Origin of the sequence: Psychrobacter sp. Arc29 (assembly GCF_041431175.1) — a bacterium.
Taxonomy (GTDB): domain Bacteria; phylum Pseudomonadota; class Gammaproteobacteria; order Pseudomonadales; family Moraxellaceae; genus Psychrobacter.
In genome coordinates, this window is sequence record NZ_JASMRR010000004.1 from 1 (window position 1) to 12,977 (window position 12,977).

The following is a 12,977-nucleotide window of genomic DNA, read 5'->3' on the forward strand; positions in this document are numbered from 1 at the left end:
CGTACGCTTAGCCCTTGTAGTCTCTAACTTGTCCATGAATAAGCTCCTTTTTCGTAAACTTATTTCAGGACGGGACATGAATAATAAAAAAGGCAGACTAATATATAGTCTGCCTTTTTTGTGTCTTGCTTGACAAGTAACTTACTTTGCTTAGCTATGAGGGTATGTAAGTGATTAAGATAACTTGATTTTGTCTTTTAGTAAAAACTCCATCAATGCTTTTTGGGCATGTAAGCGGTTTTCAGCTTCGTCCCAGACGACAGAGCGTGGGTCGTTTAGCATATCATGAGAGATCTCCTCACCGCGATGGGCTGGCAAGCAGTGCATAAACACCACTTCAGGATCGGCTTTGTCTAATAGAGACGGCGTCACTTGATAAGGGGCAAAACGACGTGCGCGCGTATTTTGCTCTGATTCTTGCCCCATACTTGCCCACACATCGGTGACAATTAAGTTAGAATCTTTGGCTGCGTCTTGTACGTTTTCTACCAAACTCACGCAATGTGAGAAACGCTCCATAAGTTTCGGATCAGGCTCAAACCCATAGGGCGCTGCCACACGTAATTCAAAACCAAACTGATTGGCAGCTTGCATAAATGACGAGCACATATTGTTGCCATCACCGACCCACGTGACGATCTTATTTTCGATACTACCACGATGCTCATAATAGGTCTGCATGTCAGCAAGGAGTTGGCATGGATGATAGTCATCGGTCAACGCATTGATAATAGGGACGCTTGAGTATTCAGCAAAAGTTTCTACCTTTTCGTGCCCAAAGGTACGAATCATGATGATATCTACCATGCTAGAAATCACACGTGCTGAGTCTTCTAATGGCTCGCCGCGACCGAGCTGCGTATCGTTAGGTGATAAGAATATGGCATTACCACCAAATTGACCCATACCCGTTTCAAAAGAGATACGGGTACGCGTTGAAGATTTTTCAAATATCATGCCAAGCGTCCGACCAACAAAAGGCTGATATATCTCGCCTGCATGTTGCATCTTACGCAATTCGCTTGCGCGTTTGATTAAATTTTCTAGTTCTTGTTTGGTTAAATCAGATAAGGTTAAAAAATGGCGCAAACTCATAGTAATCCTAGCAGTCGATCGCAGTCAGTGAAACGTCATCAGTCTTCAATAGCATCGCGTCAGTGCGTATACTGGGTTGACAACAAACTTTTAGTATAGCGTATTTACTTTCAATGTAAACGCTCAATTTTATCAAGATCAAATGGCTTGCTAAATAGACCAAAATCGCATTAGCAAGCCACAATACTCATATGCTAATGACTGTGCCGCTAATGATTATGCCTGTGTACGGTTTGGACGTATGCTGAGACGACACAATAGCTCATAGCTGATCGTGCCAGCATGACCTGCAACTTCATCGACATGCGGCGCATCACCCCAGAGCATGACTTTGCTATCTAAAGCAAGACTTTCAGGCGTTTTGCTGACATCAATGACGATCATATCCATTGCCACACGCCCAATCACCGGACAACGGTAGCTTTGACTACTATTAGCATCGATGACGGTGACATAAGCGTCATCACTTATTACACGCGGATAGCCGTCTCCATACCCAACGCTGACCAATGCCGTTCTGGTATCTTGCTTGGCACGCCAGCGGCTACCATAGCCGATCGCATCATTGGCACTGACCGTTTGTAATGCCATAATTTGCGCACTAAACTCCATCGCGGACTGCAAGTCTAAATCCTGCGCGCTTTTATCAACGACAGGTGAGCTACCATACAGGATAATACCCGGACGAACCCAATCATAATGATGTTCTGGAAAGTTGACGATACCAGCAGAGTTGCATAATGAGCCTTGGGTATCTGGGCTAATGGTGTCTTTCAAAGTCGCTAGTACGCTTGAGAAACGCTCAATCTGCATGGCATTTAATGGGTGGTCATGGTCATCAGCATTGGCAAAATGGGTGGCTAGAATCAGCTGATAACCCGCTTCATGTAGGCGTTTTGCTGCTGAAAGCACACATTCAGCGTTAAAACCCAAACGGTTCATGCCCGTGTTGTATTTGAGCCAAGCTACTCTAGTTGCACTACCAGCTGGCGGGACATTTTGTAGTGCCCACTCTAGCTGTGGTCCGTGGTGAATCACGCAGCTAATCTCATGATCAATCGCTTGCTGCCACTCATCAGCGGTAAACGCACCTTCTACTAGGCCGATGGTTTTCTCCCAACCTAGCTGTCTGGCTTCTAATGCTTCGGTTAAAGTCGCGACCCCAATACCATCTGCTTGCTGCAGGGCTGGCAAGACTGCCGCCACGCCATGTCCGTAAGCATTGGATTTGACCATAGCCAACACTTTAGACTGGGGTGCGCGTTGTTTTACTTGATTGAGATTATGAGTAATGGCTTTTGGTTTTATAGTAATAGTGCGCATAATCGCCTTATATATGAGTAGAATTATGAAGTGATAAAGCCAGTACGGCATCAATGGAGTTGATATCATACTGGCTATGTGATTAAAGCTATTTACTAACTTATGAGTAAGCCAAAATTGGTATGGACTTACATTTCACTAAGACTTAAATGTTATAACGCTGATTACTCGTCATTCTCAAAACTGACGCCTTGATAGTACTCTGGCGTTAGATTAATGAAGCGGGTAAATTGACCTTCAAAACCCAAACGTACGGTGCCAATAGGACCGTTACGTTGTTTGCCAATGATGATTTCCGCCACACCTTTGTGGTCTGAGTTTTCATTATAAACCTCATCACGATAGATGAACATAATCAAATCGGCATCCTGCTCAATCGCACCAGACTCACGTAGATCCGACATGATAGGGCGTTTATTAGGACGGTTCTCTAGACTACGGTTAAGCTGTGATAAGGCAATCACTGGGCACTCAAGCTCACGAGCTAATGCCTTTAGACTACGGGAAATCTCAGAAATCTCGCCAACACGGTTACCATCTAAACTTGGCACTTTCATCAGCTGAAGATAATCGACCACGATGGCACCCAAGCGCCCATCATGGTTTTTAGCGATACGGCGACAGCGAGAGCGCATCTCAGAGGGCGGTAGGGCAGTACTGTCATCGATATATAAGTGCTTTGATTGCAAATGCTGAATGGCATTCATCATTTTTGCCCATTCATCTTCATTCATTTGCCCAGAGCGCAAGTGTGTCTGGTTAATCGCACCCCATGAAGACAGCAAACGCATCACGATAGATTCAGCAGGCATCTCCATCGAGAACACCACAACGGGCAAATCTTCATTGAACAAAATCCCTTCTGCCAAGTTCATCGCAAAAGTGGTTTTACCCATAGACGGACGCGCAGCGACAATAATCAGATCACCCGCTTGTAGACCTTGCGTTTTGTTATTCAGCTCGACAAATGGCGTTTGTAAACCAATCATGCCGTCAGGGTTGGATTTTAACTCTTGAATCTTATCGATAACATTGGTCAAGACCGAAGTAATACCGACAGGGCCACGCTGTTCAGCGCGCTTATTATGCTGCTCATTGATACTAAATATCTTGCCTTCGACATTGTCCAAGATATCACTGACGCTTTGATCCTTTGGATTATAGGCCAGTGTCAGCATGTCATTACCCGTGGTAATCAGTTGACGCAGAGTCGATAGCTCACGCACACGCTGAGCATAAGCGGTCAGGTTAAACAACGTTGCCGGACTTTGACTCAAGATATCGGCTAAGTAGCTGTCACCACCTGCGCCTTTGAGCAGCTTTTGCGCCTCTAACCAGTCGTGTACCATGACCGTATCATAAGGCTCATTCACTGCTGCCAGATGGGCAACGGCATCAAAAATATATTGATGTCGCCCCGCATAAAAGTCATCTTTGGTGACGATATCGGCAATCTTGTCGTACGCCTCTTCAATACTCATCAAAGACGCGAGCAATGCCTTTTCAATATCGATATTGTGCGGCGGTGTCTGATTCAGTAAGTCGTCGGTTTTATCGTTTTCTGCCATGAGTACCTAATGAGTCAAAATGGGTATAAAAAAGGATGTCGATGATAGCGCAAAACAGATAGGGCACACCTCTACGATAGACGTACCAAAACGTAGTTTCACATTTGCCTATAGCAGGCTACAATCAGAAGCGAAAGTTTAACACATAATGTGATTTTTTAGGCTGGATAAGCAACTAAATCTACCGTGGTTGTTATGCATAAAATAAGAGATCGCATCCAGTGTCTAAACGTAAAAACTGAAAATATTGACGATAAATATAATAAAGTCAAAAATTTAGATAAAATAAGGCGATTGCTATGACAGAAGAAAAAAGACCATTATTAATCACGACAGGTGAGCCTGCGGGTATTGGAATGGATGTTATATTGAGTTTGGCAGCAGAGGGCAAGCTGCAAGATTTTGATCGCCCTATTTGGGTGACCGCTGACGCAAAGGCGATGCAAGTGCGGGCAAATGAGTTGGTCGCCGCTGGCGTGCTGACAGAAGCACCTACTTGGCAAACCATTGATAGCGATGCGAATGACTTTGATATGGACGTGCTCAAACAAATATCACAGCAGGATATAGATACTCATAGTGCTTTTATACTGCTTGACGTTCCTTGTGCAGCACCAGTTACTAGCGGACAAATCAATATTGCCAATTCAGCAATGGTAGCTACGCAGTTAGACATCGCTCATCAGCTAGCAGTAAACGGAACAGTCGCCGCTATCGTCACAGGTCCCCTGCAAAAATCAGCGCTCATAGATGCAGATATTAAGTTATTGGATGGCACTATGTTTAGTGGTCATACTGAGTTTTTTATGCAGCAAAGTGGCTGTGACAAAGTGGTGATGATGCTTGCCAATCAAGCGATGAAAGTGGCGCTAGTCACTACCCATTTGCCATTAAAAGACATACCTGCTGCGATTACTGCCGACAATGTACGCCAAACGGTACAAATCGTCATTGATGATATGAGAGAGAAGTTTGGTCTCATGCAGCCTCGTATCTTGGTTTGCGGCCTCAATCCACATGCAGGCGAGGGCGGACATTTGGGTATGGAAGAGATTGAAATCATCAACCCAGTCTTACGAGAATTCATCGATGCAGGCATCAATATTTCAGAGGCGATGCCAGCAGATACGTTATTTACCACCAGACATTTAGCGAACTGTGATGCGGTTATCGCCATGTATCATGACCAAGGATTGCCTGTACTCAAATCGCACGGCTTTGGCGATACCGTTAATTTAACCTTGGGTTTGCCTTATATTCGTACCTCTGTCGACCATGGTACGGCGCTAGACTTGGCGGGACGCGGCGGGGCGAGTGCGACCAGTCTATATCAAGCACTAAATATGGCAAACGAGATGGCTGATAAGTCACTCACTAATTGATATATCTGTTATGACTCATCGCCGTATAGGTATTGTTCACGTCGTACTTGATTATTTTAGTGTGAGTAATACCTATTTATGGATAATTAAACGTAATGTAAATGGTTTCATGATAGTTGTCTGTTTTAAGTGGTCTGTTAATGCATTTAAAGGGGTAGATAATTGGTTCGTTTAGGGTATGCCAACTTAGTTTGCTTTTTCTCACACTGATTGAATAGTTTTACTTATTCAGGACAGCCCCAAGTATTTTATTGGTAGTATACTTAACAGATAATTGTTAATCACTGAGCCAAACCTATGATTTCTCCTAGAACCAAGTTAACCACCAGTTTTTTAGTTTTCTTCTTATCTCCTATGCTTCTTACAGGCTGCCATAAAATAAATAGCACAACGAATTCACGAATTTCTCAAGTACAAGTACAACCATTAGCTGCAGAAAGTGACGAGCTTACAAAGCTGAAAAGATCAGCTGAACAAGGCAATGCTGAGGCACAGTATAAACTTGGTTTAATGTACGATATGGGCAAAGACGTAGATCAGGATTATTACAAAGCGTTCGAATGGTATGAAAAGTCTGCTAAGCAAGGACTCGCAAGTTCACAAAGCAAACTGGGTTCAATGTATCGTTATGGAAAAGGAGTAGAGGTAAATCAGGCCAAAGCGAATGAATGGTACTGGAAAGCCTACGAACAAGGAAATGAAGAAGCTCACTATCAGCTTGGTACGATATATATATCAAGCAAAGATAAACTTAGCCATTAAAAAACTATTCTTATGTCATATGATCGGATATTGAGCATTGAGTAGAATAAAACGTTAATTTTGTGTATTTAGCACTACATAGAGTGTCATTGTTCGCATAAAGATACATTATGGTCAATGGTTCGAGAGCAAAAAGCTGCTATGTTGGTTGCGCTATATTTGAGATAGTTTATAGATAAAATATCTCAAAAATACAGCCTGAGACGCTTTCCTACCGTGTCCTTGATCCGTTGGACGCAGACATTGATCTAAAGAGTAAAGAGAGCGAAACCGATTGAGAAAGACCGCTGCCATTTCCTTTATATTATGGCGGCGGTCATTGTCTTAAACGCAGGCCCGCAATTCTAGGATCAGGACCCTAAGATTGTCTAGTCACGGATACTGATTGATTGACCAATTCCATGGATCCAAACGAGGTTAAGAACGCGACGCTGGACGCATCGGACCCAACACCAATACGAGCCATCGTGTCTGCACCTGCCATGCCAGTCGGATCAATGAGGTGCCAGCTCCCTCCGAGATAGACCTCGGCCACGGCATGAAAGTCTTGTGGCGTCACATCGGGCGCATAAACACTAGCGAACCTAGCTGGTATCGACGACGCGCGCGCTAGTGTCACGAGAACATGCGCGAAGTCGCGGCATACGCCCTGACGTTGAACAAAGCTGTCGAGCGCGGTGGTTTGGGCGTGGCTTGATCCGGGTACATAGCTAAACGCCGACTCAATCCAATCGCGCATCGCAGCAATCCGTGCGCCGCCAGCGAGATCACCAAACTCGGCTTCCACGAAGGCTTGAAACTGGTCTGACGGGCAATAATGAGACGGCATCAAATGCCTGATTGTCTCTCCGGGTAAAAGATGCAGGGGCGTTTGGGACAATGTCGATATGTCCAAGGCAGGACGGTCAACGGCGATTTCTGCGAGGTAAGTGCAGCTAAAATCCCCTTCGGCGTGAATCCAAATCCGTTCTCCTATGCCATCATCAGCGGCGACCCGTGAAAAATGCGCAACGTCTGATGTCCAAATCTCGGTCGATCGCACCCGCTGATCCGCAAGATCGGCGGCTTCAATCTGAAGCAAAAGATCCATCGGCTCTGAGAGTCGATAATGGAGGGTGACGTTAAGTTTCAGGATCATATTTGAGCTCCCTAAGGGCATGGGTCTGGTGGGCTGACGATCGCGCGGGGCTGAACCGCTTCGACTATATCAGAGACTGGTTTGCTGGAGTCAGGTAGCAATGCCTGACAGGATTAAATTATCATAATACCGCTTTTTAAACTCAAAAGGTGAGACATAATCACTTACATTATGCAGTCGGGCTTTATCAAACGTGATAAGCGTTAAAAATTAATTCATTATCGATTTAGCTTTACGCCGCAACCATTACGGTAACTCACATCTTTGGGCTTGTTTCTGTCTGCTAGCGCTCGTTTTAGTACTGCCATTGTTGTCATAGCAGCGTTTATACTAAATGGATTCAGAGGTAAAAATTCACTGGGTCAGTTACCCAAAAGCATGACTCGTCTGTCGATAATAATTGTTCAAAAACACAGCCTAATTAGGAGCTGTGGTATAATTTACCATTATAAAGCTGAAACATTGCTACTATTACATTATCATTGCCCATTTATCTTTTATACATTAAGACTCTTTTATGTCCAAAACTTCATTTGATGCCCAAACCATTTCTAACAGTTTACGTACTGCCAAGCACCAGCCGCGTAAGCGCTTTGGTCAAAACTTCTTACATGATACCAGCGTCATTCGCGAAATCGTTGAAAGTATTCGTCTAGAGCGCGATGACAATTTGATTGAGATTGGGCCTGGTATGGGCGCATTAACTGAGCCGTTGTTAGCAGAAGTGGATGCGATGACAGTCGTAGAGTTGGATCGCGATTTGGCTGATAGCTTACGTATTCGTATTGGTGCCAATAGCCATCCAAACTTTGAGATTATCAAAGACAACGCCATGCACGTTGACTATCGTGATCTGTATAGCGAAACGCGCGGTAAACTGCGCGTGGTGGGTAACTTACCATATAATATTTCAACGCCTATTTTGTTTCACTTGCTTAGCTATGCGGATGTGATCCAGGATATGCATTTTATGCTACAAAAAGAAGTGGTTGAGCGTATCACGGCTGATGTTGGTAGCAAAACTTATGGCCGTCTGTCTGTCATTATGCAGTACTACTGTGATACAGATTATTTGCTGACTGTGCCTCGCGGGGCTTTTAATCCTCCGCCGAAAGTCACCAGTGCTGTTTTTCGACTGACACCGCATATCGATAAACCGATAGTAGCAGAGGATGAAGAGTATTTTGCCATTGTCGTACGTGAGACCTTTAACCATCGTCGCAAGACGCTACGTGCTATCTTCAAAAAATCAACCTTGCTGCCGACGCTGAGTGAGGATGATTTTGCCGTTTGCGGTATTGATCCGCAGGCACGTCCTGAAACCTTAAGCGTTACAGATTTTGTCAACCTAAGCAATCAGGCTCGTCATATAGACGTTTAATGTAAATAATTACTAATTATTATATAAAAATCATAGAGGTATTATGAGTTTTCGCCATCAGTATGTCATTGGTGACCTACAAGGTTGCCACGCGGCTTATCTACAGTTACTAGAGACATTGGATTTTGATCCTACTCAAGATAAGTTATGGTTTGCTGGTGATTTGGTAGCGCGTGGTGAGGACTCATTAAATACCTTGCGCGATGTCAAAGCATTGTGTGAGCAGGGCGCTGCAGCAACCGTATTAGGCAATCATGACATCAATTTAATTGCAGTCTGGCGCGGGGCTGCAAAACTCAAAAGCAAAGACAAAACAGCGCCAATTTTTGCAGCGGATGACTGTGATGAGTTGCTTGAATGGTTGCGTCACCAGCCGATATTAGCGTATCCAGATGAGCATACGGTGCTGGTACATGCAGGGATTCCCCCACATTGGAGTATTGAGGCAGCAGCAGCATATGCCAAAGAGCTAGAATCACAGCTGCAAGGTAATTTAGAGCAGCTTGATGAACTACTGCCAAATCTCTATAGCAAAAAAGCCGATAAATGGCATTCAGGTATTGAAGGCTTTACCAAAATGCGAGCGATTGCCAATTACTTTACTCGTATGCGCCTATGTCAGCAGGATGGCTTGCTTGAGTTTGACTTTACAGCAGGGCTAGATGAGCCTATGCCAACCGATTTTTTACCATGGTTTGAGTGGCAAGTACCGCGCACGCGTAAGATACTATTTGGTCACTGGGCCGCGCTGCAAGGCGAAATCGATTTACCATATGCGCGTGCACTCGATGGTGGGTGTGTATGGGGCAACTGTCTGTTGGCGTATCGTCTCAGTGACAGCAAGGTAATAGCTTCAAGTGCAGAGTGCCCGGGTTCATAACGTGGGCTATAAATACCTTTTATTAGTAAGGTATCTAACTGAGTCATTAAGGAATAACGTCGTACCTGAATAATAAGACAGCTGCGGTTGATGCGACCAGTAGCCCAAGAAATATAAATAATAAGATATTATCTTGAGTTAACTTTTCTTCAAGCTCAGAGTAACCTAAATCATCAAAGGTGATGTAGTTTGTATCATGACTGATGTTAGAGTAGTCGAACTTCCTCACGCATTCGATAAAGTATTCAACAAACCAGTATGGCCAGTGTTCTGGTTTGAATGGTGAGATCTCTCCTAACTGAGCATGATCAGACAGTCTATGCCAGTTACTGGCGCTTAAGTTAAGACTATGCATACGCCAATCTTCAAAGCGGCACTGACTGACCTGCTCAACAGCAACGACATCTACTTTTTTATGGTTCCTGTCTTTAAATATTCTTTGCATAAGAGAAAATACAACGTCTTTTGCGCCTTCTAAGCATTGAAGGAAGCTTTTTTCATCATTGCATAGAAAACCTGCAATTTTATTATTTTTATTATAGACATGCGAGTGTCTTTGGATATGCTCAAATACAGATCTATCGGTGGTATTAACTCTACTAACATAGATGAGTCTTACGAGGGAGGTTGATGCAACGTCCTTCATAGATTCTTCCAGTTTGCTATGACTGGCTATATTCATTCTTGTCCTCGTGTAGTGATCTATCTCAATATCTTATTGAGCCCGCTCCTCATTATTTTAGATGATTTTTGAATCCTAAGTTTGTTGAGCTGTGCGAGAGTTTTGCTTCTACGTCCATATTTTCAAGATTAAGGTGTAAAAGCTTTAGCTAAGTTGTGTGAGTGCTTTAGGCCTTGTACTAATAGTTTTAATCTCAATAATTCACCAAGCATAAAGCCGCTCAAGGGAGCCTTTTAGTCAGGCAGCTTTGGCGGTTTTTTAGGTTTTGGCAAAGGAGTTTTGGCATCGCCAGTAGACTTGTCATCAGCATCCGCATGATTTGACTCGTGACCAACAGTATCATCATTATCGATGGTATTGAGCGTCTTGGTGACTTTGTCATATTGGATATCGTCGGTATAAGGCGTGCTATTTAGCTCTTCATCTGCCAGACCATCATCAAGATTGACAACCTTCTTAGGAGAGTTGTGAGGTTGGGTGTGATCGCCCTGTGGTTGACTGTCATAGTATATGTCTGTACTCGCTTCCGCGTTTTGCGCCACTGCTTGCTTAGACTCGGGTAATATTCTGACATCAGACAATCGGCGTACCACATAATTGCTTGGTATGGCTTTTCCATTTTTTTGTGCTGAAGTGTCATCAAATATCATATGACCTTGGCTATCGATGCGCGCATATTTCATTGGCTTGTCGCGTGGCCAGAAAAAGTCAGAAGGATGGCTAATGATATGTCCAAACACTAGCTTTGTGAGACGACTCCATTCAAAGAAACGCACTTCTTTTGAGCGTAAAGCAACAAATAATGCCAGCGAAAAACTGACTATTAAGTTGACCATACCAATAAGTGCCACACCCAATATAGAAATCAGAATGAGGCTCCAGCTGATGTCATCAGCAGATATATTGAACAATCCGTGTGCCAAGTTCGCTGAAGCGAAAGCAATGTGGCGAATATCAATCGGTAAGCCGAATATGTAGCCGATGGTTGCTGTACTACCTAAGAAAACCCCGAATAAAAAGTTACCCATGATGGCGCCCAAGTTCGCTTCTATGAAGCCACCTAAACGCTTAAGCCATGATGCAGGGAGTATGTATTGTAGTAGTTTATGGCGTTGAATACGCGCACCTACTTTGTTATAAACCGCTAAATTGTCGTAATAACCCGCGATCAAACCCGCTAAGAACAAATACACGCCAGCGATAGCAGCATGAGGAAGCGCTAATGAGTGAAATGGATCCAAGTCATGTAGTAGATGACCTGCTTTTTCGGTACCAATCATCGGTGCGCCTGTGTACTGTAACCAAGCAAAAGAGATGATAAGTGCAACGGGTATCGCTAACATAACGTTACCCATGATAGCGATGAACTGAGTACGTAAAATATCAACAACCAACTCTGATAGCTTATTTAACTGATGAGACTTCTTGCCAGAGCCTTCAGATATAGTAGACGCAATAGCAGCAGCGGTCATCGCTGGCTGCTTGGTAGCGACAGTTCCGCGAATAACATGGATGAACACAAAGCCCAAGCCATAAATCATACTGTTAATAAATGCACGTCCCATCGGTGCGAGTGCCAATTGGTAAGCCAGTATTTTTATGGTGGCCATAAAGGCAATGACAAAACCGCCAATAGAGGCTTTTTTGAGCATTTTTTGATAGCCAGACTTATCGGTGCTGATATAGTGCTCACCCACGCGACTGGCATTTTCAGTGACTTTACGTGACAGCAATTTTGTGTTGTTATCAATCAAGTGGCCAATGCTATAGCGACGATTGGCAGTCGTAATCAGTGTTTGTATCAGCTCAATGACGGCGCGATCTCTTTTTTGATGGTCATCTGTGACTAGCTCTGTCAAGATACGCACCCGCTGTAAGCTCTGATCTAAGCGCAGCATCATATTGGTCAAGCGAATAGAGATACCTGTTTTGTAGATACGTTTGCGGATAGTAGCAACGATATCTTCACACTGCTCAATCATGACCAGCAGTGGTGCAGGATCAACGGCTTGCTCAGGGGTAATGTCGGTTAAGGTATCAAGCTCATGCGCTTGTCTGTATTGATTGACAAAGAGTACCGCTTCTTGGTTTTGAGCAACAAAAGAAGCAGAGTAGTTGAGCATCTGCGGATAAGCGTCCATCAAATCAGGATGCAAGCCAAGACCACTAATACGATAAGATAAAATAATAATTGCGTTCAAAATGCTGTTTTTTGCCGTGGCAACCAAATCTAGGTGTTTTTCTTCCACCCTCAAAAGCTGCACGAGTTCGTCCCATTTTTTTGTCTCAATATTGGCAAGCCAGCGCTCATCAGTGCGCTTATCAAACAAGTAACCAACCAGCTCAACAACTGAGTCATCTTGAGGGAGTATCGGCAAAAACCGATGCCCGACCAATCGTCTTAAGCTATTAAAGAATCCTTGATCTGACATAATACCTGTATCGGTATATAGCGCGATTTGACGATATTGGATAATTAATTTTAGGACGAAGCTAGAGAGTCCGTCGCCATATTCTGGGTGTTGATGCAAGATATCAATAAGGGATTGGATATTTTCGTTAGCTAAAGCGGGTTCCTTGTCACTGACGCGTAACTCATCGATCAAGCGTTTGAGCATCGCCGGATCTGGTACATCACTTAGGGCTGTAATTTGTTGTAAAATGCGTTTTAATTCTGACACGTCGCACCCTTTATTGTGGTTGTTTCAATCGTTTTTATTATTTGCTACTGTGCATTGCATAGTAAGTCGTAATGATTTTTTAAAA

The 12,977-nt window shown here is 43.8% G+C and carries 10 protein-coding genes; 4 read left to right on the forward strand and 6 right to left on the reverse strand.

Annotated elements, in window-relative coordinates; translation table 11 throughout:
• Nucleotides 1-174: 174 nt before the first annotated feature.
• The 3 genes from argF to dnaB form a co-directional block, all read right to left on the reverse strand.
• On the reverse strand, nucleotides 175-1,095 hold the full coding sequence (gene argF / locus QO189_RS06550) for an ornithine carbamoyltransferase (RefSeq protein ID WP_165597694.1): 921 nt from the start codon (nucleotides 1,093-1,095) through the stop codon (nucleotides 175-177).
• A 216-nt stretch (nucleotides 1,096-1,311) separates the two neighbouring features.
• Nucleotides 1,312-2,418: an alanine racemase gene (gene alr, locus QO189_RS06555; protein ID WP_371532055.1), complete on the reverse strand. Its 1,107-nt coding sequence runs from the start codon at nucleotides 2,416-2,418 to the stop codon at nucleotides 1,312-1,314.
• Between the two features lie 164 nt (nucleotides 2,419-2,582).
• Nucleotides 2,583-3,986 (reverse strand): replicative DNA helicase, encoded by a 1,404-nt coding sequence (dnaB, locus tag QO189_RS06560; protein WP_371532056.1) that lies wholly within the window; start codon nucleotides 3,984-3,986, stop codon nucleotides 2,583-2,585.
• Nucleotides 3,987-4,285: 299 nt separating this feature from the next.
• Here dnaB and pdxA point away from each other — a divergent pair, with 299 nt between their 5' ends.
• Entirely contained in the window at nucleotides 4,286-5,368 is a 1,083-nt protein-coding gene (gene pdxA / locus QO189_RS06565; protein ID WP_371532057.1) for a 4-hydroxythreonine-4-phosphate dehydrogenase PdxA, read from the forward strand.
• Nucleotides 5,369-5,665: 297 nt separating this feature from the next.
• Nucleotides 5,666-6,130: a tetratricopeptide repeat protein gene (locus tag QO189_RS06570; protein WP_371532058.1), complete on the forward strand. Its 465-nt coding sequence runs from the start codon at nucleotides 5,666-5,668 to the stop codon at nucleotides 6,128-6,130.
• 358 nt (nucleotides 6,131-6,488) lie between these two features.
• Here the strand turns inward: QO189_RS06570 and QO189_RS06575 are convergent, their stop codons facing one another.
• Nucleotides 6,489-7,268, reverse strand: coding sequence for a transglutaminase family protein (locus QO189_RS06575; protein WP_371532059.1), 780 nt, complete (start codon nucleotides 7,266-7,268; stop codon nucleotides 6,489-6,491).
• Nucleotides 7,269-7,785: 517 nt separating this feature from the next.
• Here QO189_RS06575 and rsmA point away from each other — a divergent pair.
• Together rsmA and QO189_RS06585 are read left to right on the forward strand one after the other, a co-directional pair.
• On the forward strand, nucleotides 7,786-8,649 hold the full coding sequence (rsmA, locus tag QO189_RS06580; RefSeq protein WP_371532060.1) for a 16S rRNA (adenine(1518)-N(6)/adenine(1519)-N(6))-dimethyltransferase RsmA: 864 nt from the start codon (nucleotides 7,786-7,788) through the stop codon (nucleotides 8,647-8,649).
• Between the two features lie 43 nt (nucleotides 8,650-8,692).
• On the forward strand, nucleotides 8,693-9,529 hold the full coding sequence (locus QO189_RS06585; protein WP_371532061.1) for a symmetrical bis(5'-nucleosyl)-tetraphosphatase: 837 nt from the start codon (nucleotides 8,693-8,695) through the stop codon (nucleotides 9,527-9,529).
• A gap of 46 nt (nucleotides 9,530-9,575) precedes the next feature.
• Here QO189_RS06585 and QO189_RS06590 read toward each other — a convergent pair whose 3' ends face one another.
• On the reverse strand, nucleotides 9,576-10,211 hold the full coding sequence (locus QO189_RS06590; protein WP_371532062.1) for a BLUF domain-containing protein: 636 nt from the start codon (nucleotides 10,209-10,211) through the stop codon (nucleotides 9,576-9,578).
• A 233-nt stretch (nucleotides 10,212-10,444) separates the two neighbouring features.
• Nucleotides 10,445-12,892: a site-specific recombinase gene (locus QO189_RS06595; protein WP_371532063.1), complete on the reverse strand. Its 2,448-nt coding sequence runs from the start codon at nucleotides 12,890-12,892 to the stop codon at nucleotides 10,445-10,447.
• Nucleotides 12,893-12,977: the final 85 nt, after the last annotated feature.

Excerpts from the sequence above, each read along its gene's own strand:
- argF (WP_165597694.1), bottom strand. The coding sequence starts at position 1,095 with ATGAGTTTGCGCCATTTTTTAACCTTATCTGATTTAACCAAACAAGAA.
- alr (WP_371532055.1), bottom strand. The coding sequence starts at position 2,418 with ATGCGCACTATTACTATAAAACCAAAAGCCATTACTCATAATCTCAAT.
- dnaB (WP_371532056.1), bottom strand. The coding sequence starts at position 3,986 with ATGGCAGAAAACGATAAAACCGACGACTTACTGAATCAGACACCGCCG.
- pdxA (WP_371532057.1), top strand. The coding sequence starts at position 4,286 with ATGACAGAAGAAAAAAGACCATTATTAATCACGACAGGTGAGCCTGCG.
- QO189_RS06570 (WP_371532058.1), top strand. The coding sequence starts at position 5,666 with ATGATTTCTCCTAGAACCAAGTTAACCACCAGTTTTTTAGTTTTCTTC.
- QO189_RS06575 (WP_371532059.1), bottom strand. The coding sequence starts at position 7,268 with ATGATCCTGAAACTTAACGTCACCCTCCATTATCGACTCTCAGAGCCG.
- rsmA (WP_371532060.1), top strand. The coding sequence starts at position 7,786 with ATGTCCAAAACTTCATTTGATGCCCAAACCATTTCTAACAGTTTACGT.
- QO189_RS06585 (WP_371532061.1), top strand. The coding sequence starts at position 8,693 with ATGAGTTTTCGCCATCAGTATGTCATTGGTGACCTACAAGGTTGCCAC.
- QO189_RS06590 (WP_371532062.1), bottom strand. The coding sequence starts at position 10,211 with ATGAATATAGCCAGTCATAGCAAACTGGAAGAATCTATGAAGGACGTT.